The 24,904-nt window shown below is 68.7% G+C and carries 28 protein-coding genes and 1 riboswitch; of the genes, 21 read left to right on the plus strand and 7 right to left on the minus strand.

The genetic code is table 11. The annotated features are described in order from the left end of the window. Positions 1–67: 67 nt before the first annotated feature. The 7 genes from AC4BGC_RS06835 to erpA all read left to right on the plus strand — a co-directional run bounded on the left by AC4BGC_RS06835 (position 68) and on the right by erpA (position 5,550). Positions 68–850, plus strand: a complete 783-nt coding sequence (locus tag AC4BGC_RS06835; RefSeq protein WP_490544718.1) for a PspA/IM30 family protein — start codon at positions 68–70, stop codon at positions 848–850. After that, positions 847–1,128 (plus strand): PspA-associated protein PspAA, encoded by a 282-nt coding sequence (pspAA, locus tag AC4BGC_RS06840; RefSeq protein ID WP_490544716.1) that lies wholly within the window; start codon positions 847–849, stop codon positions 1,126–1,128. The genes AC4BGC_RS06835 and pspAA overlap by 4 nt, the downstream gene beginning before the upstream one ends. 13 nt (positions 1,129–1,141) lie before the next feature. Beyond that, positions 1,142–2,050, plus strand: coding sequence for a zinc metalloprotease HtpX (gene htpX / locus AC4BGC_RS06845; protein WP_490544714.1), 909 nt, complete (start codon positions 1,142–1,144; stop codon positions 2,048–2,050). A gap of 2 nt (positions 2,051–2,052) precedes the next feature. Then, a complete protein-coding gene (gene pspAB, locus AC4BGC_RS06850; protein ID WP_490554926.1) occupies positions 2,053–2,622 on the plus strand; it encodes a PspA-associated protein PspAB in 570 nt (189 codons plus the stop codon). 47 nt (positions 2,623–2,669) lie between these two features. Further along, on the plus strand, positions 2,670–3,911 hold the full coding sequence (locus AC4BGC_RS06855; RefSeq protein ID WP_490554927.1) for a GAF domain-containing sensor histidine kinase: 1,242 nt from the start codon (positions 2,670–2,672) through the stop codon (positions 3,909–3,911). Positions 3,912–3,965: 54 nt separating this feature from the next. Then, positions 3,966–5,060: a glycerate kinase family protein gene (locus tag AC4BGC_RS06860; protein ID WP_490554928.1), complete on the plus strand. Its 1,095-nt coding sequence runs from the start codon at positions 3,966–3,968 to the stop codon at positions 5,058–5,060. Positions 5,061–5,187: 127 nt separating this feature from the next. Further along, positions 5,188–5,550, plus strand: coding sequence for an iron-sulfur cluster insertion protein ErpA (erpA, locus tag AC4BGC_RS06865; protein WP_490544706.1), 363 nt, complete (start codon positions 5,188–5,190; stop codon positions 5,548–5,550). Positions 5,551–5,726: 176 nt separating this feature from the next. Here the strand turns inward: erpA and AC4BGC_RS06870 are convergent, their stop codons facing one another. Further along, positions 5,727–5,966 carry a hypothetical protein gene (locus tag AC4BGC_RS06870; RefSeq protein WP_490544704.1) on the minus strand — a complete coding sequence of 80 codons (240 nt, stop codon included), beginning with the start codon at positions 5,964–5,966 and terminating at the stop codon, positions 5,727–5,729. Between the two features lie 102 nt (positions 5,967–6,068). On the opposite strand from AC4BGC_RS06870, the gene AC4BGC_RS06875 reads away from it, so the two are divergent. The 9 genes from AC4BGC_RS06875 to AC4BGC_RS06915 all read left to right on the plus strand — a co-directional run bounded on the left by AC4BGC_RS06875 (position 6,069) and on the right by AC4BGC_RS06915 (position 14,268). Further along, positions 6,069–7,043 carry a carbohydrate kinase family protein gene (locus AC4BGC_RS06875; protein ID WP_490554929.1) on the plus strand — a complete coding sequence of 325 codons (975 nt, stop codon included), beginning with the start codon at positions 6,069–6,071 and terminating at the stop codon, positions 7,041–7,043. Between the two features lie 163 nt (positions 7,044–7,206). Beyond that, the gene (gene ctaC / locus AC4BGC_RS06880) at positions 7,207–8,094 is read left to right on the plus strand and encodes an aa3-type cytochrome oxidase subunit II (RefSeq protein WP_490544700.1); all 888 of its coding nucleotides are present in this window, start codon (positions 7,207–7,209) and stop codon (positions 8,092–8,094) included. 56 nt (positions 8,095–8,150) lie between these two features. Then, the gene (gene ctaD / locus AC4BGC_RS06885) at positions 8,151–9,842 is read left to right on the plus strand and encodes an aa3-type cytochrome oxidase subunit I (RefSeq protein ID WP_490546779.1); all 1,692 of its coding nucleotides are present in this window, start codon (positions 8,151–8,153) and stop codon (positions 9,840–9,842) included. Beyond that, positions 9,839–10,234, plus strand: a complete 396-nt coding sequence (locus tag AC4BGC_RS06890; RefSeq protein ID WP_490544698.1) for a cytochrome c oxidase subunit 4 — start codon at positions 9,839–9,841, stop codon at positions 10,232–10,234. The genes ctaD and AC4BGC_RS06890 overlap by 4 nt, the downstream gene beginning before the upstream one ends. A gap of 135 nt (positions 10,235–10,369) precedes the next feature. Continuing rightward, positions 10,370–11,551, plus strand: a complete 1,182-nt coding sequence (locus AC4BGC_RS06895) for a L,D-transpeptidase (protein ID WP_490554930.1) — start codon at positions 10,370–10,372, stop codon at positions 11,549–11,551. Positions 11,552–11,598: 47 nt separating this feature from the next. Beyond that, complete coding sequence (locus AC4BGC_RS06900; protein WP_490554931.1) at positions 11,599–12,201, plus strand: hypothetical protein; 603 nt, start codon at positions 11,599–11,601, stop codon at positions 12,199–12,201. Between the two features lie 201 nt (positions 12,202–12,402). Further along, positions 12,403–12,672, plus strand: a complete 270-nt coding sequence (locus AC4BGC_RS06905; protein ID WP_490554932.1) for a hypothetical protein — start codon at positions 12,403–12,405, stop codon at positions 12,670–12,672. A gap of 1 nt (position 12,673) precedes the next feature. Beyond that, a complete protein-coding gene (locus AC4BGC_RS06910) occupies positions 12,674–13,630 on the plus strand; it encodes an SPFH domain-containing protein (RefSeq protein WP_490554933.1) in 957 nt (318 codons plus the stop codon). A gap of 233 nt (positions 13,631–13,863) precedes the next feature. Further along, positions 13,864–14,268, plus strand: a complete 405-nt coding sequence (locus AC4BGC_RS06915) for a hypothetical protein (protein ID WP_490554934.1) — start codon at positions 13,864–13,866, stop codon at positions 14,266–14,268. Between the two features lie 139 nt (positions 14,269–14,407). Here AC4BGC_RS06915 and qcrB read toward each other — a convergent pair whose 3' ends face one another. Genes qcrB through ctaE form a run of 4 tightly spaced genes read right to left on the minus strand, consistent with a single transcriptional unit; the run spans position 14,408 to position 18,723 of the window. Further along, on the minus strand, positions 14,408–16,144 hold the full coding sequence (gene qcrB / locus AC4BGC_RS06920) for a cytochrome bc1 complex cytochrome b subunit (protein WP_490544689.1): 1,737 nt from the start codon (positions 16,142–16,144) through the stop codon (positions 14,408–14,410). 7 nt (positions 16,145–16,151) lie between these two features. Next, complete coding sequence (qcrA, locus tag AC4BGC_RS06925) at positions 16,152–17,186, minus strand: cytochrome bc1 complex Rieske iron-sulfur subunit (protein WP_490544687.1); 1,035 nt, start codon at positions 17,184–17,186, stop codon at positions 16,152–16,154. Then, a complete protein-coding gene (gene qcrC / locus AC4BGC_RS06930) occupies positions 17,183–18,061 on the minus strand; it encodes a cytochrome bc1 complex diheme cytochrome c subunit (protein WP_490544684.1) in 879 nt (292 codons plus the stop codon). The genes qcrA and qcrC overlap by 4 nt, the downstream gene beginning before the upstream one ends. Before the next feature lie 23 nt (positions 18,062–18,084). After that, positions 18,085–18,723 carry an aa3-type cytochrome oxidase subunit III gene (ctaE, locus tag AC4BGC_RS06935; RefSeq protein WP_490554935.1) on the minus strand — a complete coding sequence of 213 codons (639 nt, stop codon included), beginning with the start codon at positions 18,721–18,723 and terminating at the stop codon, positions 18,085–18,087. Between the two features lie 103 nt (positions 18,724–18,826). Between ctaE and AC4BGC_RS06940 the strand changes: the two genes are divergently transcribed. From AC4BGC_RS06940 to trpD, 3 genes are read left to right on the plus strand one after another with little or no spacing between them, the layout of a single operon-like run. Further along, complete coding sequence (locus AC4BGC_RS06940) at positions 18,827–19,723, plus strand: cytochrome c oxidase assembly protein (RefSeq protein ID WP_490554936.1); 897 nt, start codon at positions 18,827–18,829, stop codon at positions 19,721–19,723. 1 nt (position 19,724) lies between these two features. Further along, a complete protein-coding gene (locus AC4BGC_RS06945; protein ID WP_490555728.1) occupies positions 19,725–20,144 on the plus strand; it encodes an Rv3143 family two-component system response regulator in 420 nt (139 codons plus the stop codon). 13 nt (positions 20,145–20,157) lie between these two features. Continuing rightward, positions 20,158–21,186 (plus strand): anthranilate phosphoribosyltransferase, encoded by a 1,029-nt coding sequence (gene trpD, locus AC4BGC_RS06950; RefSeq protein ID WP_490554937.1) that lies wholly within the window; start codon positions 20,158–20,160, stop codon positions 21,184–21,186. Between the two features lie 33 nt (positions 21,187–21,219). Here trpD and AC4BGC_RS06955 read toward each other — a convergent pair whose 3' ends face one another. Continuing rightward, positions 21,220–21,498 carry an Lrp/AsnC family transcriptional regulator gene (locus tag AC4BGC_RS06955; protein WP_490544677.1) on the minus strand — a complete coding sequence of 93 codons (279 nt, stop codon included), beginning with the start codon at positions 21,496–21,498 and terminating at the stop codon, positions 21,220–21,222. Between the two features lie 31 nt (positions 21,499–21,529). Then, on the minus strand, positions 21,530–23,281 hold the full coding sequence (locus AC4BGC_RS06960; protein ID WP_490554938.1) for a DEDD exonuclease domain-containing protein: 1,752 nt from the start codon (positions 23,279–23,281) through the stop codon (positions 21,530–21,532). A 134-nt stretch (positions 23,282–23,415) separates the two neighbouring features. Between AC4BGC_RS06960 and AC4BGC_RS06965 the strand changes: the two genes are divergently transcribed. Together AC4BGC_RS06965 and AC4BGC_RS06970 are read left to right on the plus strand one after the other, a co-directional pair. Continuing rightward, entirely contained in the window at positions 23,416–23,622 is a 207-nt protein-coding gene (locus tag AC4BGC_RS06965) for a hypothetical protein (protein WP_490544673.1), read from the plus strand. A 127-nt stretch (positions 23,623–23,749) separates the two neighbouring features. Further along, positions 23,750–23,903: riboswitch (cyclic di-AMP (ydaO/yuaA leader) on the plus strand. Between the two features lie 12 nt (positions 23,904–23,915). Beyond that, complete coding sequence (locus AC4BGC_RS06970; RefSeq protein ID WP_490544671.1) at positions 23,916–24,899, plus strand: C40 family peptidase; 984 nt, start codon at positions 23,916–23,918, stop codon at positions 24,897–24,899. Positions 24,900–24,904 lie beyond the last annotated feature (5 nt).

Below are 24,904 nucleotides of genomic sequence, written 5' to 3' on the forward strand. Positions count from 1 at the left end.
GCCAAGGAACACGGGTCGGCGGCGTGCTCCTCTCGTCCCACTGGGCGCGGCCCGGTAGGTTGACCGCATGAGCATGATGAAGCGGATCAGCACGATCTTCCGTGCGAAGGCCAACAGCGCCCTCGACAAGGCCGAGGACCCCCGGGAGACCCTTGACTACAGCTATCAGCGACAGCTCGAGATGCTGACCAAGGTACGCCGAGGCGTCGCGGACGTCGCGACCAGTCGCAAGCGCATCGAGCTGCAGCGCAACCAGCTCCAGACGCAGGCCGACAAGCTCACCGAGCAGGCGCAGAAGGCACTCTCGATGGGACGCGAGGACCTGGCCCGCGAGGCGCTCACGCGCAAGTCGGCGCTCACCGGGCAGATCGGCGACCTCGACGCCCAGCACCAGCAGCTGCAGGGCGAGGAGGAGAAGCTGACCCTCGCCTCCCAGCGGCTGCAGGCCAAGGTGGAGTCCTTCCGTACCCGCAAGGAGACGATCAAGGCCACCTACACCGCCGCCGAGGCGCAGACGCGCATCGGTGAGGCGTTCTCGGGCATCTCCGAGGAGATGGGCGACGTCGGTATGGCCGTCCAGCGCGCCGAGGACAAGACCCAGGCGATGCAGGCACGCGCCGGTGCCATCGACGAGCTGATCGCCTCGGGCGCGCTCGACGACGCCAGCTCGATCAACCGGGGCGACGACATCAGCCGTGAGCTGGAGTCGATGAGCGCACAGTCCGACGTGGAGGCCGAGCTCGCCGCGCTCAAGGGCAGCTCCGCTCCCGCCATCGACGCGCCGGAGCCCCGCTCGGCGCCGGAGAGCGTCGTCGAGGACACCGAGGTCCGCAAGGAGGAGCAGCCGTGATCGTGCGCATCCTCGGCGAGGGACAGCTCAAGCTGCCCGACGACCAGATGGACATGCTCAACGAGCTCGACCGGGCGGTCGAGGCGGCGGTCGAGGCCGGCGACGAGGCGACCTTCACCACCACGCTCGCGGCGCTGCTCGACGGCGTACGCCGGGTCGGTGCCCCGCTCCCGGAGGAGTCCCTCGAGGACTCCGACCTGATCCTGCCTCCCGCTGACGCCACGCTCGAGGAGGTCCGCGAGCTGCTGCTCGAGGGCGACGGACTGATCCCGGGTTGAGCGGACACCGCTGATGGCTCGTACCCGGTTCCTTCCCGACCGCGGCCTCACCGTCCGGATGACCACGGTGATGTTCCTGCTCGGTGCCCTGTTCGTCGCGCTCGTGGTGACCGCGATCTACTTCGCGGGCAGCGGGCTCGGCACCCTGATCGGCATCGCCGGCATCGGGGTCGCCTTCTTCCAGTGGTGGCGCTCGGACACCGTCGCGATGCGCGCGATGGGCGCCTACGAGGTCACCCCTGAGCAGGCCCCCGAGCTGCACGGGATGATCGACCGCCTGTGCGCGATGGCCGACATGCCCAAGCCGCGGGTCGCGATCGCGGACACCGCACTGCCGAACGCGTTCGCCACCGGGCGCTCCCCGAGCCGCTCGGTGGTGTGCGTGACCACCGGCATCCTGCGCACGCTCACGACCGAGGAGCTCGAGGGCGTGCTGGCGCACGAGCTCTCCCACGTCGCCCACCGCGACGTGCTGGTGATGACGGTCGCCGCGTCGGCGGGCATCACCGCCGGGATGGTCACCCGGGGCGCCCAGTTCGGCAGCCTGGGGCGCTCGCGCAGCAACAACAACGGGGGAGCGGCGGTCCTGGTGCTGATGCTGGTGGTGAGCCTGGTCGTCTACGCGATCAGCTTCCTGCTGCTGCGCCTGCTCTCCCGCTACCGCGAGCTGTGTGCCGACCGGGCCGGCGCCTACCTGACCCAGAAGCCCTCGGCCCTGGCCTCGGCGCTGACCAAGATCAGCGGGCAGATGAACGCGGTCCCCGAGCGCGACCTGCGCGCGGCGCAGCCGATGAACGCCTTCTTCATCACCCCCGCGGTCCGTGGCCTCGCGCTGGGGACGCTCACCTCCACCCACCCGCCGCTGGAGCAACGCCTCGACCAGCTGGCGAAGATCGCCGCCAAGCTCGGGCAGACGTACTAGCCATGGGCCTGTGGGACGCGATCAGGGGGCGCTCGCGCCCCCGTGAGGCCAACCTGGACGCACTCTTCGCGCTGCCTGCTGCCGCGATGACGCTCGAGGCCGCGATGGGGCTGCACCCGATGGGTGTGGGGTCCGTGTGCTTCCGGGCCGCCGAGGGGCAGGCGGCGCTGGTCAGCCAGCGCGAGGCATCGGCACTGATCGCCGTGGACGGCGGGCCGGCCACCGAGAGCCGGGTCGACGAGTACGGCTACACCTGGCTGACCGTGCGGGCCGCGCCCGAGGACACCAGCGGCCTGGTGACCGACCTGCACGCGGTCAACTCCGCACTCGAGGCGCAGGGCTTCGGTACCGGCCTGCTCTGCTCCGTGCTGGGGTTCACCTCCGAGACGACACCGCCGGTCTACCTGGTGTACCTGTACAAGCAGGGCACTTTCTATCCTTTTTGTCCTGTTGGGTCCGGAAATCGAGATACGCTCCTGGAGCGTCAGGTCCGTGACGCAGTCGGAGCGGACCTGCCCATCGAGCCAGACGTCAGCCGGTGGATGCCTATCTGGGGCATACCGGGCAGCTGAGACGCAGTCAGCGTCGCCGCACCTCACTCTCGGAGCAACAGGTAACGATGACCCCGCCCGCACCGCAGGACCTCGAGATCGCCGACTACCAGATCCTCGGGGGTGAGCAGCCGGAGCTCGACGACCTCGCCGCGGTCGCCGGGCGCCTCGTGCACGTCCCGGCGGTCGCGATCAACGTGATGAGCTCGCACACCCAGACGACGATCGCCTCCTATCACCTGGACCGACAGGCGTGCTCGCGCGACCAGTCGATGTGCGGTGCGCTGCCCGAGGCGACCAGCACGTTCCAGGTGGTGGACGCATCCGCCGACCCGCGCTGGGCCGATCACCCGTTCGTCAACGGCGAGCAGGAGTCCTTCCGGTTCTACGGCGTGGTGAGGCTCGTCTCCCCGCGGGGGGTCGCTGTGGGCACCCTGTGCGTCTTCGACCGCCAGCCGCGCCGGCTCACCGACGAGCAGCTGGGGCTGCTGGAACGGGTCGCCAAACGGGTCGTCGACCTGCTCGAGCTGCACCGGCGCACCCACGAGCTCGAGCAGACCGTCCTCGAGCTCACCGCGGCCCGCCAGGAGCTGCAGCGCTCGAACGAGATGCTGGACATGTTCACCGGCCAGATCGCGCACGACCTCCGGGGCCCGCTGACCGGCCTCTCGATGACGCTCGGCACGCTTCGCGAGGAGCTCGACGGAGACGAGAGCGGGGACCGGGCGTGGCTCCTGGACCGGTCCCTGAACAGCGTCGCGCGGATGAACACCCTGATCGGAGACATGCTCGACTTCGCGGCGCTGGGGTCCCGCCCCCAGGACGGGGAAGTGGACCTGCGTGCCGTGCTGGAGCTGGTCCGCGAGGACCTCGAGGCCGCGCTGGAGGGGGTCCTGCTCGTGGGAGAGCAGCTGCCCGTCATACGCGGTGGTGCCACGCACTGGCGGGTGGTGCTGCAGAACCTCGTCGCCAATGCGGCGAAGTTCACCCGGCACGTGGAGAGCCCGTTGGTCCGGGTCAGCGCCGGCACGGACCTCACGGGCTGGTGGCTCGAGGTGGCCGACAACGGCCCCGGTGTCCCGGTGGCCGATCGGGAACGCGTCTTCGGCCTGATGACCCAGGGAGACGCGACCAAGGGGGGCATCGGCCTCGGCCTGGCCACCTGCAGCCGGCTGGTGCAGGCGTACGGCGGCACCATCGCGATCGGCGACGCGCCCGAGGGCGGCGCGCTGGTCCGGATCACCGTCCCCGAGGCCGGGCCGGCACCGCAGGCACCCCGTGCGGACCGGCTCGCGGCGGTCACGCCGTGAGGGGCCGGCAGGTCCGGCGAGCGCGCACCGGCCCCGACACGGCAGGATGGCTGCGTGCGCGTCGTATTCGCCCCTGACAAGTTCGCCGGAACGCTGAGCGCCCGAGAGGCGGCAGCCGCGATGGCGCGTGGATGGGCGAAACGGGCTCCTGACGACGAACTGGTCCAGGTGCCGATGTCCGACGGGGGACCAGGCTTCCTCGACGGGCTGCAGGCCGCCCTCGGCGGCGAGCTGCACAACGTCACCGTCGGCGATCCCTACGGAGTGCCCGTCCCTGCCGGGATCCTGCGGGTCGGCGAGACGGCGTACGTCGAGAGCGCCCAGTCCGTCGGGCTGCACCTGACCGAGCCGGAGCAGCGCGAGCCGCGAGTCGGCACGACCCGTGGACTGGGGCAGGTGCTCGAGCACGCCCTGGACACCGGGGCGACGCGGATCGTCGTGGGGCTCGGAGGATCGGCCACCAACGACGCCGGTGCCGGCCTGCTCGCAGCCCTGGGGGCGACGGCCGAGGGCGGAACACTGGACGAGGGGCCGGCCGGGCTGTCGGCGCTCACCTCGGTGGACCTCGAGGCCGCCCGGGTCCGGTTCGAGGGGGTGGAGGTCGTCCTGGCCAGCGATGTGGACAACCCGCTGCTGGGCATCAACGGGGCCACCAAGATCTACGGCCCGCAGAAGGGCGTGACCGAGGAGCAGTTGGTCACGGTGGACGGGTGGCTGCAGCACTTCGCCGACCTGACAGACCGCAAGCTCGCTGCTCAGAAGGGTGCCGGCGCCGCGGGCGGGCTCGGGTTCGCGCTGATGCTGCTCGGCGGCACCCGCGCGCCGGGGGTGGAGCTGGTCGCCGAGGCGGTCGGGCTAGCGGACCTGGTCCGGGGCGCGGACCTGGTGGTGACCGGTGAGGGTGCCTTCGACTTCTCCTCACGCTCGGGCAAGGTGCCCTACGGCGTCGCGCAGGTGGCCGCCGAGCAGCTGGTCCCGTGCATCGCCCTCGCCGGGCAGGTGCTGATCGGCTCCCGCGAGATGCGGGCGCTGGGGGTGGAGTCGGCGTACTCGCTGGTCGACCTGGTGGGGGAGGAGCGCGCTCTCGGCGCTCCCGCTGAGGCGCTGGCTGAGCTCGCCGCGCGCACGGCCCGCACCTGGTCCCGTTGACCTCTGCACTGCCCTGGCCTCGCACGGACGCCTCACCGGCCGGTGGACTCGCGGATACGTGGAATAACCGGCGATGTGCGACCATTGACCAGTAACAAGCGCCTTTCCGATCAGTACTGGAGCATCGATGACCGAGCAGCTCGACACCGCAACCGAGACCCGCACCGACAGCATCAACGTCAGCGAGACCGCCTCCGCGAAGGTCAAGAGCCTGCTCGCGCAGGAAGGCCGCGACGACCTGCAGCTGCGGATCGCCGTGCAGCCCGGTGGCTGCTCGGGCCTGCGCTACCAGCTCTTCTTCGACGAGCGGAACCTCGACGGTGACGTAGTCACCGACTTCGACGGTGTCTCCGTGGTCGTCGACCGGATGAGCGTCCCCTACCTCAACGGCGCGACGATCGACTTCGTCGACTCCATCGAGAAGCAGGGCTTCACCATCGACAACCCCAACGCGACCGGCTCCTGCGCCTGCGGCGACTCGTTCCACTGATTCACGGCCGCGCCAGCGGACGTGAATGATGGTGGTCGAGCAGCGACCGCGACTGAGGAACGAAGTCGCGACGAGCGTGTCGAGACCGGGTGAGGCGAAAGCCAAGCCCCACCAAAGCAAAAACCAGAGGCGCTGTCCCCCTCAGGGGACAGCGCCTCTGGTGCGTCCGGGGCCCCTCAGTCGAGGTGCAGGTGCATCCGCGACGCAAGGTGGGCGGCGGCCCGGCTGACCTCGATCTCGGGCTTGCGGACCTCGCGCGGGTACTGGTCGTAGGCGAGCGAACGGGGCGCGGAGGTGAGTGCGGTGTTGTCGATGCGCTCGCGGGGCAGCATGATCGAACTGGCACAGGCGGTGCAGTCGAGGTGCATCTGGTTGGCGGAGTCCTGGTCGTCGTAGGCAAGGCGCTCGTAGGTCATGCCCCGACGCTAGGGGCTACCAACTGGTAGCCCCACGCTTACCCATCGGTAGTGTTCGTGTCTCCCCAGGTTTCACCAGGTCGTAACAAACGAGGACCCCTCATGTCGCTGCTCATTGCCGGATCGATCGCCACCGACCACCTGATGAGCTTCGGCGGGAAGTTCGCCGACTCGCTGGTGGTGGACCAGCTCGACAAGCTGTCCGTGTCCTTCCTCGTCGACGACCTCGAGATCCGGCGAGGAGGGTGCGCGGGCAACATCGCGTTCGGCCTGAGCCGGCTCGGCCTGCGACCGGTGATGGTGGGTGCCGCGGGCACGGACTTCGCCGACTACCGCTCCTGGCTGGAGCGCCACGGGGTCGACTGCGAGTCCGTGCGGATCTCCGAGGACCTCCACACCGCGCGCTTCGTGTGCACCACCGACGCCACGATGGCCCAGTTCGCCAGCTTCTACCCCGGCGCGATGAGCGAGGCCCGGCTGATCGAGCTCGAGCCGATCGTCCGGCGCGTGGGGGAGCCCTCCTACGTCCTGGTCGGCCCCGACGACCCCGAGGGGATGGTCCGGCACACCCAGGAGTGCCGTGAGCGTGGCTACGCCTTCGTCGCCGACCCGAGCCAGCAGCTCGCCTTCGGTGAGGGCGACATGATCCGTGAGCTCGTCGACGGCGCCGCCTACCTGTTCTCCAACGAGTACGAGTCGCACCTGATCGCGCAGAAGACCGGCTGGTCCGAGGAGGAGATCCTGTCCCGGGTGGGCACCCAGGTGATCACCCTCGGCCCGGCGGGCGTGCGGATCGTGGGCACCGACCAGGAGACCGTCGAGGTCGGCGCCGTCCCCGGCGTGGTGGCGGTGGAGCCGACCGGCGTGGGCGACGCCTTCCGGTCGGGCTTCCTCGCTGCGCTGGAGTGGCGCCTGCCGCACGAGCGGGCCGCCCAGGTCGGCTGCGTGCTCGCGGCGTACGTCGTGGAGCGCGTCGGCACCCAGGAGTACTCCTTCACCCACGAGGAGTTCCTCCAGCGCCTGGCGCAGGCCTACGGCGAGGCTGCTGCGGCCGACGTACGGCCCCACCTGGGGTGATCCCGCACCCTCTCGACCCGCTCAGCCCGGGGCAGCGCCGAAGCACACTGCGCGGGGCGACGCGCGCCCGCCCTGCCCGGGCCTTGGCCCCCGGCGAGTAGTAGGGTTTCCAGAGTCCCCAACAGGTCAGAAGTCCGCGTCAGCTTGGAGAAAGGGCTCGTCCGTGAGTCTGCTTTACCCCCCGCGCTTCCGGCGCGTAGCACTCGGAGGCCTGTCGGCCACGACGCTGCTGCTCCTCAGCGGTTGCTCGGCCGCGCAAGAAGGTGAGTGGGAGCGTCTCGCGATGCCCCTCCCGGCGAGCAAGGAAGCTCCCTACATCCTCGACCTGTGGATCGGGGCCTGGATCGCGGCCATGATCACCGGCGTCGTCGTGTGGGGCCTGATTCTCTTCGTCTCCGCGCGCTACCGGCGTCGCAGCGAGAGCGAGATCCCGGTGCAGACGCGCTACAACCTGCCGATCGAGATCTTCTACACCGTCGCTCCGATCATGATGGTGATCGTCTTCTTCTTCTTCACCCTGGAGACCCAGGACAAGGTGCTGAAGGTCTCGAAGGACCCCGACGAGGTCATCACGGTCGTCGGTCAGCAGTGGTCCTGGTCGTTCAACTACAACCTCGACTACGACGACGACACCAAGAAGTACGAGCCGGTCGCGGGCAAGGAGGTCGTCCACGAGGTCGGCACCACCGCGGACCGCCCCACGCTGTGGCTGGTCAAGGACAAGACCGTGACGCTCAACCTGGCCTCACCCGACGTGATCCACTCGTTCTGGGTCCCGGCCTTCCTGTTCAAGCTGGACGTGGTCCCCGGACTGCACAACGAGTTCACCGTGACGCCGACCCGCACGGGGACCTTCGTGGGACGGTGCGCCGAGCTCTGCGGCGTCTACCACTCGCGGATGCTCTTCGACGTCAAGGTCGTCGAACAGGCGGAGTACGACGCACATCTCGAGGAGCTCGCCGAGCGCGGCTCGACCGGCCCAGCCCTGGGGGGCGTTGACGCCCAGGAAACCGCGGGTCTGAAGACCGGCGACAGCGTAGGAGGAGAGTAGTGACTGCCGTCTCTGACGCGCCCACCAGCGCGATTGTCGACGCCCCGAACCCCAGCATGGGGCAGCAGGTGGTGCGGGTCCTGACGACCACCGACCACAAGCTGATCGGCAAGCTCTACCTGACCACGTCCTTCATCTGGTTCCTGATCGGCGGCCTGATGGCCCTGGTGATCAGGTCCGAGCTCGCCTTCCCGGGCCAGCAGGTCGTGAACGAAGAGCTGTACAACCAGATGTTCACGATGCACGGCACGATCATGCTGCTGATGTTCGCGACGCCGCTGTTCTTCGGCTTCGCCAACGTGCTGATGCCGCTGCAGATCGGTGCTCCCGACGTGGCGTTCCCGCGCCTGAACATGCTGAGCTACTGGTTCTACCTGTTCGGCTCCGTGATCACGATCTCGGGCTTCCTGACTCCTGGCGGCGCCGCGAGCTTCGGCTGGACCGGCTACACGCCGCTGTCGAACGCGATCCGGTCGCCCGGAGCCGGCGGGGACCTCTGGATCATGGGCCTGTACCTGATGGGTCTGGGCACCATCCTGGGCTCGGTCAACTTCGTCACCACGGTCATCTGCATGCGCGCGCCCGGCATGACGATGTTCCGGATGCCGCTGTTCACCTGGAACACGCTGATCACCAGCCTGCTCGCCCTGATCGCGTTCCCGATCCTCGGTGCGGCACTCCTGGCGCTGGAGGCAGATCGCCAGCTCGGCGCCCACGTGTTCGACCCAAGTCACGGCGGGCCGATCCTGTGGCAACACCTGTTCTGGTTCTTCGGACACCCAGAGGTGTACATCATCGCGCTGCCGTTCTTCGGCATCGTGACCGAGATCCTTCCGGTCTTCAGCCGCAAGCCGATCTTCGGCTACGTCGGCCTGGTCGGCGCGACCCTGGCGATCGCCATCCTCTCCGTCGCCGTGTGGGCGCACCACATGTTCGTCAGTGGCGCGGTCGATCTCGCGTTCTTCTCCGGGATGACCTTCCTGATCGCGGTGCCAACCGGAGTGAAGTTCTTCAACTGGATCGGGACGATGTGGGGCGGATCGATCTCCTTCGACACCCCGATGCTGTGGTCGATCGGCTTCCTGGTCACCTTCCTCTTCGGTGGCCTGACCGGCGTCATCCTGGCCTCGCCCCCGCTGGACTTCCACGTCTCGGACTCCTACTTCGTGGTGGCGCACTTCCACTACGTGGTCTTCGGCACCGTGGTGTTTGCGATGTTCGCGGGCTTCTACTTCTGGTGGCCGAAGATGACCGGCAGGATGCTCGACGAGCGGCTCGGCAAGATCCACTTCTGGCTGCTGTTCATCGGCTTCCACACCACGTTCCTGGTCCAGCACTGGCTCGGGGTCGAGGGGATGCCGCGTCGCTACGCCGACTACGCAGCCTCGGACGGGTTCACGCTGCTCAACCAGGTCTCGACCGTGGGAGCGTTCCTGCTGGCCTTCTCGACGCTGCCGTTCCTGCTCAACGTCTACCTGACCACCCGTGCGCCGAAGGTGACCGTGGACGACCCGTGGGGCTGGGGACGCTCGCTCGAGTGGGCGACCAGCTGCCCGCCGCCCCGGCACAACTTCCTCACCCTGCCCCGGATCCGCTCGGAATCGCCGGCCTTCGACCTCCACCACCCGGAGATCGCCGCGCTGGAGTACTCCGACAACGAGGGTCTCGGTGAGGACGGCAAGGTCTCCGACGCACCGGACATGGAAGGCCGCCCGGGACAGGTCGGCAAGGAAGGCGACGCCCGATGAAGAACGAGACCCTGATCTTCGTGATCTGTTCCATCTTCTTCTTCCTGGTCACTCCCGCCTACTGGTACATCAGCGGCGACTACACCGGCACCACCGCACTGGCGATGACCTTCCTGCTGGTGGCGCTGATCGCCTTCTACCTCGGCTTCCACGCCCGCAAGATGGGTCCTCGTCCCGAGGACCGCAAGGACGGGGAGATCGCGGAGGGGGCCGGCGAGCTCGGGTTCTTCCCGCCGTACAGCTGGTGGCCGCTGTGGTGCGCGCTGTGCGCGGCCGTGATGGTCCTCGGCATTGCACTGGGCTGGTGGCTGTTCATCATCGGGGCGGCGCTCGGCATCATTGCGCTGTGCGGTCTCGTCTTCGAGTACTACCGCGGAGAGCACGCCCACTAGTCGTTGCGGGGTCGTGACAAAGAAATACGAGACGGCGCGACGATTCTGGCGCCTTGCGTTGTTAGCCTGAGTCGTCGCTGTTTCGCTTTACGTCTCGTGGGGTTCCAGATGTCCGGTCGGCCGGTTCGTGTGCGCATGTCCCTGATCGCTGTCACCGTGGCCCTCGTGTCGCTGTCGGCCTGCTCAGGAGTCTCCGACGACGATGAGCCGGACGCGGCGCCGGCCGGGAAGCAGCAGGTCGACGAGCGTTCCGCGGCCACGATCTCGAGCAGCATCCGCCCGGGTGCCACCGGGGTCGGCCTCGAGCGCAAGGTACGACTGCGCGTGCAGGGCGGCACCCTGGAGCAGGTCGCGGTCACCGGACCCGGGGGAGCCTCGGTCCAAGGGCGACTGTCCGCCGACAAGACCCGCTGGGTCTCCCAGGCGACGCTCCTGCCAGCGTCGAGCTACCGGATCTCCAGCACCGCCCTCGACGCCGAGGGTCGCCAGAACACCTACCAGGCACAGTTCGCGACCCGCAAGCTCAGTCTGGACGAGCAGACCTTCCCCAGCTTCGTGCCCACGCAGGGCCAGACGGTCGGGGTCGGGATGCCGGTCATCATCCGTTTCGACGTGCCCGTCACCGACCAGGCCTCGATCGAGCGCCACCTCAAGGTGGTCAGCCAGCCCGCTCAGGCCGGCGCGTTCCACTGGATCAGCGACTCCGAGGTGCACTGGCGGCCCCGGACCTACTGGCGACCCGGCACCGACGTGGCCGTGACCGCCGACATCGGCGGCGTCCCGGCGGGCAACGGCATCTACGGACAGAAGGACCGTGCGGTCAAGTTCCACGTGGGCGACGCCATGGTCAGCAAGGTCGACATGAACACCCACCAGATGCGGGTCTTCCGCAACGGCAAGAAGATCCGCACCATCCCGATCACCACGGGGGAGCAGCCGAAGTTCACCACTCGCTCGGGCACCAAGGTGATCGTGGAGAAGTTCCGCCAGAAGCGGATGAACTCCGAGACGATCGGGATCGATCCCGCCAGCGCGGACGGCTACGACCTCGACAACGTCGAGTACGCCATGCGCGTCACCTACTCGGGTGAGTTCGTGCACGCGGCTCCCTGGTCGGTGGGCCAGCAGGGCCGCTCCAACGTGAGTCACGGGTGCACCGGGATGAGCACCGCCAACGCGCAGTGGCTCTACAGCAACTCCAATATCGGCGACGTGATCGAGTACGTCGGCACCGACCGCGGCACGGACCTGACCAACGGCTACGGGGACTGGAACGTGGGCTTCGACGAGTACCGCTCAGGCTCCGCCCTCAGCTGATCGCAGCACCCGGGGCTAGAGTGTGAGTGGCTCCACCGGGAGGCACCATGCACACCACAGCCACAGCACGCTCGGGCGGGCTCGTGCTCGCCACCATCCTGGTCGTCATGGCCCCCACGGTGGCCGTGGCCGACACCCACCGCGGATCCGACGCGGCCTCGGACGTCGTTGAGTTCCACGAGGACCAGACCACGACGCCACGGCCGGATCGCTCCGACGGAGACATCCTGCGGACCTCGGTCGTGCACGGGAAGCGCCGGGTGACGCTGGCCATCGACCACGCGGACCTGACACCGCCCGCCTCGGCCAACGAGTTCGCCCTGCACTACTTCCGCATCGTCACGAGCAAGCAGCGCATCCGTGAGATTCGCCTGGAGACCACGGCGACCCAACCCTACGGAACGCTGACCATGGAGACGCCACGCGGTGATGCCGTCAGGTGCCGAGGAAGAAGCTGGGCGATCAGCTATGCCAGGAGCTTCGTGAGGGTGTCGGTGCCGCGCCGCTGCCTCGGGCGCCCGAAATGGGTGCGCGTCGCCATGTCCACTTCGAAGGCCCATCCGGCCCGCTTCACCGGGTACACCGATGACGCCGCCTCATCCGGCTCGCCCGGCCCCCTACCGACGTTGGGCCCGCGCGTGTACCGGTAGATCGCCCGGACAAGAGCGAGGGCCCGGGGATGTCCCGGGCCCGTCGCTCTACTGAGGCGTCAGAGCTTGGAACTGAGCTCGTTGCCGCTCACGTCGTGCAGGCCGTCGAACTGGAGCGGGTTTCGACGAGTACCGCTCAGGCTCCGCCCTCAGCTCACCAAACCACCCCGGCGTCCTCCCGGTCGCCGCTAGGGTCAGCCTGTGCGAGTCCTGCTGATCCTCTTCCTGGTCCTGCTGGTGCCCTTCTGCCTGGCCCTGTGGGTCTCCGCGCGACGCCCGACCACTCACGAGGTCGACCACGCCGAGGAGCTCCGTGAGCTCGAGGCTGCTCGGGACCTGATCGACCGGTTGCTGGACGCTGCCGTCGACCGGCGAGACGTCGACTCGGTACTCGCGCCCCTGGTCATCGACGAGATCCGTACGCACCAACGCAGCCTGCGGCAGCGCCCCGACGACGACAAGGACAGCTGAGGTGGCACGTAAGGGCGAGTCGGCTCCCACGTCGCGACCGCGGATGAGCGCAATGGGGCTGCCGGTGGTGGCCGCGGTGGTGCTCCTGGCCGTTGCGGGACTGGTGGCGCTGGTGGCGGCGTCCTCGGTGAACACCGGCTCCAACATCACCGCGCTCCAGATCGGCGGCGGTCCGATCGAGGACAGCAAGATCAAGAGATGCATCCCGGCGGGCACCCACGAGAACTTCAACTCGCCGGGGGACAAGTACGCCTACTACCCGCTGTCGGAACGTGACTGGGACGCCACCGGGCAGCGGGGCTCGGACTCCGCGGCGATGCGGTCGGTCTCCAGCGACAACGTGGAGATGCAGGTGCCGATCGTCGTCCGGTTCTCGATGGTGACCGACTGCAAGACGCTGAAGAACTGGTACAACGAGCACGGGCAGCGCTACGGCGCCTCGCTGACCGAGGACGGTGCGATGACCAGCGGCTGGGACCTGGCGCTGCGCAAGCTGGTCGCGGACCCGTTGGACGCCCAGCTGGACCGGATCGTCCAGCGCTACCCGTGGCGCAAGGTCTGGAACGACCCCGCGATCAAGGCGGAGATCGAGAGCCAGGTCTCCGACCAGATGGAGACCCTGGTCGATCGCCAGGCACGCGGCCACTACTTCGAGGGCTTCACGGTGCTGGTCAAGAAGCCGTCTCCGATCGACAAGGAGCTGATCGCGTCGATCAACGAGTCGCAGAAGCTGCTCGCAGTCTCGGAGCAAGCGATCGCGCGGGCCCGGGCCGACGTCGCCCGTGCCGACGCCGAGGTCAAGGTCGCGCAGGCACAGGCGGCCAAGCGGCGCGCCGAGATCAACGGCTACGGCTCGACGGAGGCCTACCTCAAGGCGCAGGCCGTCGAGAAGGGGCTCAACCCCTGGCAGCCCACCACCTCGGGTGTCTTCACCAACCAGGGCGGGCAGGGGCAGTAACGCCCTGTGCGGCGCCCGCGGGCCGGTCTGGACGAGATCGAGCGCTTGCAGATCGACGAGGACAGGGCGGTACGCGCGGCCGAGCTGAACCAGGCACGCCATGGAGGAGGCGCCAACCCCTGCTGGGCCTCGGCGAGCTGGGCGTGGATGTACCCACAGGTCGTGCGCTCGTGCCAATGAGTGGGAGTTGAAAAGGCCGTGCCCCTGGCACGGTCGGCAAATACGCTCCCCTCATGTTCGGACGGAAGGCTCCATCCCCTCCCGAAGATCCGGCGGTTGGTCCGGTGGAGGCGCTTCTCAGCCGAGCCTTCGTTTTTCGTGAGACCGCCCGTCGCACGCGGAAGGGCCAACCAGTTCTATCGACGCACGCGCTGTGGATCTGCGCTTGCGAGACGATGGACGACGCCCCGACATGGCTGATCTACGAGGACATGAACCGCGAAGTGATGTGGTGTCGAGTCCCCGACAGGGCCGAGGTCTCCGACGTTGTCGATGCCGAGTCATCTGCTGGGGGTCATACCGACCCTGCCGCGGTGCTGGAATGGCTCAGAGGCGAGGCGCCCGGCCCTTTCGGTGGCGGTGACGACTGGGACGACGCCGGCGTGCTCGATCGGTTCGGGCGCAGACTTGGTCAGTAGACCCAGCGCCCGGGCCTGCCGCGATCGGCTCGGCCGGGCGGAGCAGGGGACGTGCCAGACGCGCCAGGCCATGAGCAGGCACGAGAAAGGCCGAGGGGCCCGGGGAGATCCCCGGGCCCCTCGGCCTTGTGGTGCTGCGTCAGTGCTTGGAGCTGAGCTCGTCGCCGCTCACGTCGTGCCGGCCGTCGAACTGGTGGCCGTCGGCCGCCTGGTCGAGACCTGCCTCGTGCTGGTGCTCGATCTCGACGTGGTGGTGCGCCTCCTCGAGCTCGGCCCTGGTGGGCTTCTGCACGTTGCTGCCGTACCAGTACCGCGACAGCGCTGCCCGGATCTTGTCCTTGCGGGCCGTGGGGGAGGGGATGCCGTTCTCGTCGGCCTCCCGCTCCGGCACGTACACCTCGTCGCGGTCCCGAGCCGTGAGCGTGTAGGCACGCTCCACGGGCAGCGGCAGGTGCTTCTCGCTGTAGCCGCCCTGGGCGTCGCGCATGATCACGCCGCTCTCGTAGCCGTGCAGCAGCATCTCGTTGTCGTGACGCTGCAGCGAGATGCACCAACGGCGGGTGATCAGGAACGCGACCACCGGCCCGATGAAGACCGCACCACGCATGAAGTAGGTGATCTGGTTGATGCTCAGGTCCAGCGTCAGCGCGATGATGTCGTTGCCGCCGGCAGCCCACATCAGACCGTAGAAGGTCATCAGCGCGACCATGACCGCGGTCCGGGTCGGGGCGTTGCGGGGGCGCTGGAGCAGGTGGTGCTCCCGCTTGTCACCGGTGATCCAGCCCTCGATGAACGGCAGGACCAGCAGGATCGTGAACATCAGGCCGGGCAGCACGATGATCGGCAGGAACACGTTCCACGACCAGGTGTGGCCCCAGAACACGCTCTCGATGCCCGGCATGATCCGCAGGGCGCCGTCGGGCCACCCCATGTACCAGTCCGGTTGCGAGCCTGCGGTCACCTCAGCCGGGTTGTACGGCCCCAACTGCCAGACCGGATTCACGGTCATGAACGCACCCATCAGGGTGAGCACGCCGAAGACGACGAAGAAGAAGCCGCCCGCCTTGGCCATGTAGACCGGGAGCATCGGGAAGCCCACGACGTTGTGCTCCGTGCGGCCGGGCCCGGGCCACTGGGTGTGCTTGTGGTAGACGAGCAGCAGCATGTGCGCCGCGATCAGCGCCAGGAGCAGGCCCGGGAGCAGCAGCACGTGCACCGTGTAGAGCCTGGGGATGATCGAGTCGCCCGGGAACTCCCCGCCGAAGAGGAAGAACGACATGTAGGTGCCGACGACGGGCATCGACTTCATGAAGCCGTCCGCGGCCCGGATACCGGTGCCGGAGAGCAGGTCGTCGGGAAGCGAGTAGCCGGTGAAGCCCTCCAGGGTGCCGAGCAGCAGCAGCAGGCAGCCGATCACCCAGTTGAGCTCACGGGGCTTCCGGAACGCGCCGGTGAAGTAGACGCGCAGCAGGTGGATCATCATCGAGGCGATGAAGATCGTGGCCGCCCAGTGGTGGATCTGCCGCATCAGCAGGCCGCCACGCACGTCGAAGGAGATGTTCAGCGTCGAGGCATAGGCCTCCGACATGTGCAGGCCGCGCAGCTGGTCGTAGGAGCCGTCGTAGATGACCTCGACCATGCTCGGGCGGAACCACAGGGTCAGGAACACACCCGTGAGCAGCAGGACGACGAAGCTCCACAGGGCGATCTCGCCCAGCATGAACGACCAGTGGTCCGGGAAGACCTTGCGGAGGTTCTTCTTGGCGAGCCCGGCGAGTCCGAGCCGATCGTCGGCCCACTCGGCGGCCTTGCCGGCCTTGGAGGGTTTTGTGGCCGTCGCCGGCTTCGTGCCATTCGTGTTGGCAATAGTGGTCATTGTCAGATCACCTACGTTCCCAGAAGCTCGGGCCAACCGGCTCGGTGAAATCGCTGCGAGCGATCAAGTAACCCTCGTCGTCCAGGTCCAACGGTAGCTGGGGCACTGCACGAGCGGCCGGGCCGAAGACCACCCTGCCGTTGTCCGCGAGGTCGAAGGTGGACTGGTGGCACGGGCAGAGCAGGTGATGGGTCTGCTGCTCCCACAAGGAGATGGGGCAACCGACGTGGGTGCAGATCTTGGAGTAGCACAAGATCCCGTCGATGCCCCAGTTCTCACGGCCCTTGGCCACCTTGATGTCGTCAGGGGGCATCCGGACGACGATGACGGCGGCCTTGGCCTTCTCCTGCATCAGCTCGACGCCCTCGATGACGTGCTCGCCCTCGGCGTTCTCTTCGAAGAACAGCGCAGGCTCGCCGTTCACCAACTGGCCGACCTCCATGTCCTGGGGCCGGATCGGGGTGCCGTCGACGTCCTGGACGACGCGCATGCCCTTCTTCCACACGGTGTGGAAGAGCTTGTCGCCGGGAAGGGGACCGAGGTCGCGCAGCGCCACGATCGGGGCGAGGAGCAGGATGCCGAGTGCGCCGAACAGGGAGTTGCGCACCAGCGGGCGGCGCCCGATGCCGGACTCCTCCGCGCCGACCGAGAGCGCCTCGAGGGCCTGCTCACGGTCTTCGGGGGAGGATGCGCCGGGGTGGCGCATCTCGATCATCTCCTGGTCGCTCATCAGCTTGCGGGCCCACTGGATGACACCGATGCCGATGCACAGCAGAGCCAGGCCGAGGGTCGTGCCCAGGGCAGGCGTGGAGAGCCCGAAGCCGAGGGCGTGGTCGGGGTCGTCGCCGATCTTGAAGACGAAGAACGAGACGAAGAACAGCACCGTGAACACGGCCGAGAGGAAGAACAGGGTGACGATCTGCCGCTCGGCGCGCTTCTCCGCCGCCGGATCGACGTCGGTGGGGCGCGGCTGGTGCTCGTGCATCCCTGGATCGGGGATCGGATCGCCCTCGACCGTGGAGAGCTCCTGGTTCTCGCTCATGCCTGGTTCTTCTTCCTCGAACGGGTGGAGTTGGCAGCGATCCACACTGCCGCGCCCACGAGGGTGCCGATGCCGACCAGCCAGCCGAAGAGGCCCTCGGAGACGGGTCCGAGGTTGCCGAGGCCGAAGCCGCCGTAGCTGGGCGTCTCCTCGCTCTTCTTCAGGTAGGCGATGACCTGACGCTTGTCATCGGGGGTCATCAGCTCGTCGGAGAACACCGGCATCTGCTGGGGGCCGGTGAGCATCGCCTCGTAGATGTACTTGGGGTCGACGCCCTGGATGTCCGGGGCGAACCGGCCGCGGGCGAGCGCGCCGCCCTTGCCGGCGAAGTTGTGGCACGCCGTGCAGTTGGTGCGGAAGAACTCGCCGCCGCGCACGATGTCCTCGTTGCTGGCGTCGTTCGGGTCGTAGTCGGCCTTGTTCGGCACGTCGGGACCCGGGGCGAGGGAGGCGACGTAAGCGGAGAGCGCCTCGATCTCGTCCTCGTCGTAGACCGGGGGCTTGCGCAGGGCCTGGGTGCCGGGCTGGGACATCGGCATCCGGCCGGTGCCGACCTGGAAGTCGACCGCGGCCGCGCCCACGCCCACGAGGGTGGGGCCGTACTGGTTGCCCTTGACCGTGGGAACGCCCTCGGCGTTCTTACCGTGACAAGAAGCACAACCGACCAGGAAGAGAGCGCGGCCCTTGGCCACCATCTCCTCGTCGGCGGCCTTCGTCTGGGCCGTCGCGGGGGAGAGCGCGGCGTACATGCCGCCGGTGAGCAGCAGGCCGAGCACCAGCACCAGGGGGGCGGCGAGCCGGGAGCGGCGACCGACGGAGAGTCGGCCGGCGATCCGGTGAAGCAACCCGTTGCTGGGTTTCTTGAAGAGTGGCACCTGTGGGTCCTTTGTGGTCAGTGCTACTTGATCAGGTAGACGGTCGCGAACAGGGCGATCCACACCACATCGACGAAGTGCCAGTAGTAGGACACGACGATCGCGGTGACAGCCTGCTCGTGGGTGAACTTGCGTGCGATGAGGGTGCGGCCGAGCACGAACAGGAACGCGATCAGTCCGCCGAGGACGTGGATGCCGTGGAAGCCCGTTGCGAGGTAGAACACGGTGCCGTACGCCGAGTCCTGGATGGTGAGGCCCTTGTGGACCAGCTCGGCGTACTCGAAGGCCTGCCCGGCGATGAAGATCGCGCCCATGATGTAGGTCAGGGCGAACCACTCGCGCAGGCCCCAGAGCTTGACCTGGAGGAGCTTGCCGGTGCGGCCCACGACGCCGTCCTCGGCCTTGAACACGCCGAGCTGGCAGGTCACCGAGGACAGCACCAGGATCAGGGTGTTCACGGTGGAGAACGGCACGGCGAGCTCCACCGTGTTCTGGGCCCACAGCTCAGGACTCACCGACCTGATCGTGAAGTAGGCCGCGAACAGCGCCGCGAAGAACATGAGCTCGCTCGCGAGCCACACGATGGTGCCTACGGCAACCATGCTCGGACGGTCGTCGTGAGCATGGAGCCGGGATGCTGGGATAGCCGTTGCGTTCGCCACGTCGTCATTATTGCCCGACGGTTCCGAGACAGCACCCCTACCCCCGGTGTTTCGCTGCGATCTTGGTTCTGCTGCGTGCGCAGGCACCGCCTAACCTGTGGGAGTGCCGCCCTTTTCCTTCTCGGCCGTCTTCACCCAGTGGGGACTGCCGCCGATCCTGTTCGTGCTCGTCGTCTGGGCCACTGGTCTGTACCTGCTCGGCGTGTACCGCCTGCACCAGCGCGGTGACCGGTGGCCGATCGGACGCACCCTGGCGTTCGTCGGCGGCGGGATGGGGTCGTTCCTGTTCGCCGCCAGCTCCGGTATCGCGGCGTACGACACCACGCTGCTGAGCGTGCACATGGTCCAGCACATGATCCTGTCGATGCTGGTGCCGGTGTTCTGCGCACTGGGCGCACCGGTGACCCTCGCGCTGCGGACCATGCCCCCGCGGCCGCGCCGTCTGCTCCTGAGCCTGCTGCACTCGCGCTTCGCCCGGGTGCTCACCTTCGCGCCGATCGCGTTCGCGCTCTACGTGCTCAGCCCGTGGGCGCTGTACTTCACCGGCTGGTACACCGCGACGCTGAACTCCGACCTGCTGCACGAGTTCATGCACCTGCACCTGGTGGCGACCGGGGCGCTGTTCTTCACGCCCATCCTGGGCGTCGACCCCGTCCCCGGGCGCGTGGCCTACCCGTTCCGGATGCTGACGCTGATGCTGTCGCTTCCCTTCCACGCCTTCCTCGGCGTCACGATCATGGGCCAGACCCAGCTGATCGGGGGAGACTGGTACCCCAAGCTGGGCGAGACGCTGTCGTGGCTCCCGGACCCCCGCGACGACCAGCACCTGGCCGGCGGCATCCTGTGGGCCTCGGGCGACCTGATCGCGCTGATCCTGTTCGGTGTGCTCTTCGCCCAGTGGGTGCGTTCGTCCATCCAGGAGGGGAAGCGGGAGGACCGGCGGCTGGACCGCCTGGAGCGGCTCCAATCCACCTCCTCCGCCGCCGAGTCCAACCGGTAGCATCGTCCGCGTGACCAGCCAGCCCGCGCCCTTGAAGGTGCTCGTCTACAGCGACGACCGCGACACTCGCCAGCAGGTGATCCTGGCCCTCGGCAAGCGTCCCCACCCCGACCTCCCTCAGCTGGAGTACGTCGAGGTGGCCACCGAGCCGGTCGTCATCCAGCAGATGGATGCCGGCGGGATCGACCTGGTGATCCTGGACGGCGAGGCGGTCCCCGCAGGCGGGCTCGGCATCGCCCGCCAGCTCAAGGAGGAGATCTACGAATGTCCTCCGGTCCTGGTGCTCACCGGCCGGGTGCAGGACAACTGGCTCGCGACCTGGTCGCGCGCCGAGGGCGCCGTCGCCCACCCGCTCGACCCCATCGAGCTCGCCGAGGCCGTGACCCGGCTGCTGCGCTCGCGGGTCGCGGCGCAGGCGTGACGGTCACCCGCTGATGGGCGCGATCACGTGGCCCGAGGTGCTCGGGTCACTGGTCGGGGGCGCCGACCTGAGCTCCGAGCAGACGGCGTGGGCGATGGGGGAGATCCTCTCCGGCCAGGCGACGCCGGTACAGATCGCGGGGTTCGCCGTGGCGCTGCGCGCCAAGGGCGAGACCGTCGATGAGCTGCAGGGACTCGTGGACGCGATGTACGTGCACGCGACGCCCCTGTTCGTGCCCGGACGCGTCCTGGACGTGGTCGGCACCGGGGGAGACCGCTCCTTCTCGGTGAACATCTCCACGATGTCGGCGATCGTGGCAGCGGGAGCAGGAGCCCCGGTCGTCAAGCACGGCAACCGCTCCGCCTCGAGCAAGGCGGGCAGCGCGGACGTGCTCGAGCAGCTCGGCATCCGCCTCGACCTCTCGGCCGACGAGGTCGCCCGCGTCGGAGCCGACGCCGGCATCACCTTCTGCTTCGCAGCGGCCTTCCACCCGGCACTGCGGCACGCCGCGACGGCTCGCAGCCAGCTCGGCATCGGCACCACCTTCAACTTCCTGGGCCCGATCGCGAACCCCGCGAAGCCCGAGGCACAGGCCATCGGGTGCGCCGACCGGGCGATGGCCCCGGTGATGGCGGGCGTGTTCGCCCGTCGCGGCGTGGACGCCTGGGTCTTCCGGGGCGACGACGGGCTGGACGAGCTCACCACGACCACCACGTCGAGCGTGTGGGCCGTCGAGGGGGGCGAGGTGGTCGAGCACACGCTGGACCCCGCCGAGCTCGGGATCCCCCGTGGCACCGCCGAGGGGCTGCGCGGCCAGGACGCGGTGTACAACGCCGGCGTGGTCCGCCGCGTGCTGGCGGGAGATACCGGCCCCGTCCGGGACGCCGTCCTGCTCAACGCCGGCGCCGCGCTCGCGGTGCACGCGGCGCAGGACGGATCGCTGGAGGAACGGCTCCTGGTGGGCATCGAGCGCGCCCGCGAGGCGATCGACTCCGGATCGGCTCAGGCCACCCTCGACCGCTGGGTCGCAGCGACCAGCTGACCGGCGCCCAGGCGTGCGTGCGGGCCCTAGATATCAGTCGAGCCCGAGGGAGAACGCAGACTCCAGGTCGTGGCGCGAGTAGCTGCGGAACGCGATGTGGGTCTCGGTCTCCATCACGCCGGGGACCTTGTTGATCTGGTCGGCCACCACGCGGGCGACGTCCTCGTGGTCGGTGACGCGCACGAGCGTGATCAGGTCGATCTGGCCGGTGACGCTGTAGACCTCACTGACCCCGGCCAGTGCCGCGATGGCCTCCGCGACCTCGGGGATGCGGGCGACGTCGGCCTTCACGAAGACGATGGCGGTGATCATGGGCCCAAGGTATCCCGTCGGGGCTCACGGTTCAGGGCTGGTGGACCGTGGCGAGGCTGCGGCGCTCGTCGAAGGGCTCCAGCGAGGCACGTGAGGTCTCCACGGCGTCGTGCAGGGCCAGGTGGCGGGTGGCGCCGCGGACCGGGCAGGTCCACTCGCCCTCGACGTGCACCAGGCGTACGCCGGGCTGCTCGAGCCAGCGCAGGATCTGCTCGGACTCCTCCGCGCTCGCCGACGGGGTCGGCCCGGGGCCGCCGAGCACGGTCTCGGCAGACCCGCGCAGCTGCGTGACCCACTCGCCGGCATGGGCATCGGCCGGGATCACCCCGGCAGCGGCCAGCCTGCCGTGGCGCACGACGTGCACCGCCCACCGGTGGTCGTCCTCGCGGCGCGCGGCCACGAGCTCGGCGCACGAGGACAGGGAACCCAGGCGCTGGGTGCGTGCGGCCGCCCTGAGGAACGCGGAGAGCCGGTCGCGATGGACTCCGGCCTCCTCGAACCTCTCGTCCTCGGCGAGGCGGTTCATCCGCGCCGTGAGCGAGTCCACCACTTCGTCGGCGCGGTGCAGCAGGTTCTCGCGCACCCGGGTGACGAGGTCGGCGTAGTGGTCCATCGAGATGCTGCCGTCGCACGGGGACAGGCACCGGCCCATCTCCGCCAGCACGCAGGCGGAGCGCGTCGGGGTGATCGGCAGGCGGTCGCTGCACTGCCGGATCGGGAAGGCCTCGTGCAGCGCGGACAGGCACTTCTCCGCGACCCGGCGCGAGCTGAACGGACCGAGGTAGTCGGCGCCGTCCTCGGCGATCTTGCGGACCAGTGAGAGCCGGGGCCACGGCTCCACGGTCAGCTTGAGCCAGTGCACCTTCTCCGGGTGCCGGCTGCGGCGGTTGTAGCGGGGCTTGTGGGCGGCGATCAGGCGCAGCTCGCGCACGCGGGCCTCGAGCGGGGTGGCGCACTCGATCCCGGTCACCGACGCCGACAGGTTGACCATCTCGCCCATCCGCGAGCGGCTCTCCGAGGCGGTGAAGTAGGAGCGCACCCGGGTGCGGAGGTCTCGTGAGGTGCCCACGTAGAGCACCCGCTCCTGCTCGTCGCGGAACAGGTAGACGCCGGGGGAGTGCGGCAGGTGCTCGGCGAGGTGGCGCTTGCGGCGTACGGCGGGACTGACCCGCGAGGTGTAGGTGGAGAGCTCCTCGAGCGTGTGCACGCCCAGCCCGCCGAGGCGCTCCATCAAGCCGTGCAGCACGTCGACGGTCGCCCGGGCGTCGGAGAGGGCCCGGTGGTTGGGGGTGGTCGTGGACCCGAACGCCACCGCGAGCGAGCTCAGCTTGCAGTTGGGGGCGTCGTCACGGGTGATCACGCGGCGGGCGAGCCGCGCCGTGTCGAGGACCTCGAACCCCGGCCAGGGGTGCCCCTGAGCGGCGGCGAAGTGCTTGAGGAAGCCGATGTCGAAGGGCGCGTTGTGGGCCACGAGGACGCTGCCCTGGGCGAACTCGAGGAAGGCGGGCAACGCCGACTCGATCGGAGGGGAGGAAGCCACCATCGAGTTGGTGATGCCGGTGAGCACGGCGATGAAGGGCGGGATCTGCGTGTGCGGGTTGACCAGTGTCTGGAACTCGCCGAGGACCTCGCCGCCGCGCACCTTGACCGCGCCGATCTCGGTGATCATCGCCCCGCCTCGCACCGAGGCGCCGGTGGTCTCGAGGTCCACCACGCAGAAGGTGACATCACGCAGGGGGCGCCCCAGCTCGTCGAAGCTCATCTGTGCGGACCACTTGCTCACGTGGACGACGCTAGGCAGCCGCACCGACAAAAGCCGCCAGGCAGGGCCGTGGACGTGGCGAAAGCAACACTGTCGGTGGCAGGTGGTGGAGTCCGGGTATCACTTCCCCAGCACCACCCCCGAGGAGCCCACAGATGAGCGTTCACATCGACTGCGACACCTGCCTGGTGCGTGGCCTGTCCTGCCACGACTGCGTGGTGACGGTCCTGCTCGGGCCGCCTCCCGAGCTCAGCTTCGACAGCGAGGAGCAGGAGGCTCTGGGCGTTCTCGCCCAGTCAGGACTGGTGCCGCCGCTGCGGATGGTGACACCGATGTCGGGCCCCGAGGTGGAGTCCGCGTGAACATGAACACAGCCCCTTGCGCCCCTCGCCGAGTTGGCCACCGTGCGGTTTCGTGCTTAGTGTGTTGAACCTAGGGCCCTCGGACCAGCACACCGACCAGGTGAGCTCGGGGGCCGCGCCGAGTCTGAATCAGTCACTCCCGAGTGTCTGTGCCGGAGCCGGGGACCCACGTTACTTGGGGTGAATCCGGCCAACGCGTCACTGAGGTGTCGCGGAGGCTGGTAGGGCGTCTTTGGGCCCGAATCCGTCAGCTGACCTGGTAGGCGTACAGACAAAGAGGAGACCGACCGATCTTGCTCGACGGCCGGAAAAAAACCCATGCCCGAATTGCCGCGGCGGTCACGACCACGGCACTGACCACCCTCGGACTCGGCGTCGTCGCGCCAGCGCCTGCCGCAGCCGCTCCGAACGGCATCGAAGCCGTGCAGGCGAGGGTCGACCGACTCTCGGACCGCGCCGAGGCCGCCGAGAAGCGGCACGACGCCGCCAGGTCGACCCTGGTGAAGAAGCGCACGACGCTCGCGCGGGTCCGTGCCGACATCCGCCACCATCGCCAGGTGCTGGACAGCCTGCGCGCCCAGGTGGCCAGCACGGTCTCCAGCGATTCGGTGAGTGCCGCCGGCGCCTCGATCCCGGCCAAGGACCTCTCGCGCAGCGCCGACGTGCTGCTGTCCAACGTCACCTTGACCACCGAGGAGGCGGGAGCCAGCGCACAGGCCCTGGCCGACTCGAACATCAAGCTGGCGCAGCTCCACGAGCGCCGGGTGGCCGTGCGCGGCCAGGTCGACGCCCAGGCGGGCCGCGAGAAGGCGCTGCTGGAGCGCAAGCGGAGCGAGGACGCGCGGGTGGCGAACGCCAACGCGCACCTGAAGCGGCTGGAGGCGCAGGCCGAGGCTGCCCGGGTCAAGGCCGCGGCCGAGCGGCTCAAGCGTCTCGGCGGCCCGGTGCTGGCCTACGCGAAGTCGAAGATCGGCAACTCCTACGTCTACGGCGCTGCCGGGCCGTCGTCCTTCGACTGCTCCGGCCTGACCATGATGGCCTGGGCGCAGGCGGGTGTGAGCCTGCCGCACAGCTCCTCGGCGCAGTACAATTCGGGAACCCGTGTCTCCGAGAGCGAGCTGCAGCCAGGTGATCTCGTCTTCTACTACAGCCCGATCAGCCACGTCGGCATCTACATCGGCGACGGCCAGATCGTGAACGCGCTGAACCCCGGTTCCGGGGTCAAGATCTCCGGCCTGCACGACATGCCCTACGTCGGCGCGGTCCGCCCTGGCTGACCGAC

The organism is Nocardioides sp. Z38_18, assembly GCF_058215695.1.

What these genes read in the sequence shown, in the direction of transcription:
- AC4BGC_RS06835 (WP_490544718.1), top strand. Translation starts at nt 68, where the DNA reads ATGAGCATGATGAAGCGGATCAGCACGATCTTCCGTGCGAAGGCCAAC.
- htpX (WP_490544714.1), top strand. Translation starts at nt 1,142, where the DNA reads ATGGCTCGTACCCGGTTCCTTCCCGACCGCGGCCTCACCGTCCGGATG.
- pspAB (WP_490554926.1), top strand. Translation starts at nt 2,053, where the DNA reads ATGGGCCTGTGGGACGCGATCAGGGGGCGCTCGCGCCCCCGTGAGGCC.
- AC4BGC_RS06855 (WP_490554927.1), top strand. Translation starts at nt 2,670, where the DNA reads ATGACCCCGCCCGCACCGCAGGACCTCGAGATCGCCGACTACCAGATC.
- erpA (WP_490544706.1), top strand. Translation starts at nt 5,188, where the DNA reads ATGACCGAGCAGCTCGACACCGCAACCGAGACCCGCACCGACAGCATC.
- AC4BGC_RS06870 (WP_490544704.1), bottom strand. Translation starts at nt 5,966, where the DNA reads ATGACCTACGAGCGCCTTGCCTACGACGACCAGGACTCCGCCAACCAG.
- AC4BGC_RS06875 (WP_490554929.1), top strand. Translation starts at nt 6,069, where the DNA reads ATGTCGCTGCTCATTGCCGGATCGATCGCCACCGACCACCTGATGAGC.
- ctaD (WP_490546779.1), top strand. Translation starts at nt 8,151, where the DNA reads ATGGGGCAGCAGGTGGTGCGGGTCCTGACGACCACCGACCACAAGCTG.
- AC4BGC_RS06890 (WP_490544698.1), top strand. Translation starts at nt 9,839, where the DNA reads ATGAAGAACGAGACCCTGATCTTCGTGATCTGTTCCATCTTCTTCTTC.
- AC4BGC_RS06895 (WP_490554930.1), top strand. Translation starts at nt 10,370, where the DNA reads ATGTCCCTGATCGCTGTCACCGTGGCCCTCGTGTCGCTGTCGGCCTGC.
- AC4BGC_RS06900 (WP_490554931.1), top strand. Translation starts at nt 11,599, where the DNA reads ATGCACACCACAGCCACAGCACGCTCGGGCGGGCTCGTGCTCGCCACC.
- AC4BGC_RS06915 (WP_490554934.1), top strand. Translation starts at nt 13,864, where the DNA reads ATGTTCGGACGGAAGGCTCCATCCCCTCCCGAAGATCCGGCGGTTGGT.
- qcrB (WP_490544689.1), bottom strand. Translation starts at nt 16,144, where the DNA reads ATGACCACTATTGCCAACACGAATGGCACGAAGCCGGCGACGGCCACA.
- qcrA (WP_490544687.1), bottom strand. Translation starts at nt 17,186, where the DNA reads ATGAGCGAGAACCAGGAGCTCTCCACGGTCGAGGGCGATCCGATCCCC.
- trpD (WP_490554937.1), top strand. Translation starts at nt 20,158, where the DNA reads ATGGGCGCGATCACGTGGCCCGAGGTGCTCGGGTCACTGGTCGGGGGC.
- AC4BGC_RS06955 (WP_490544677.1), bottom strand. Translation starts at nt 21,498, where the DNA reads ATGATCACCGCCATCGTCTTCGTGAAGGCCGACGTCGCCCGCATCCCC.
- AC4BGC_RS06965 (WP_490544673.1), top strand. Translation starts at nt 23,416, where the DNA reads ATGAGCGTTCACATCGACTGCGACACCTGCCTGGTGCGTGGCCTGTCC.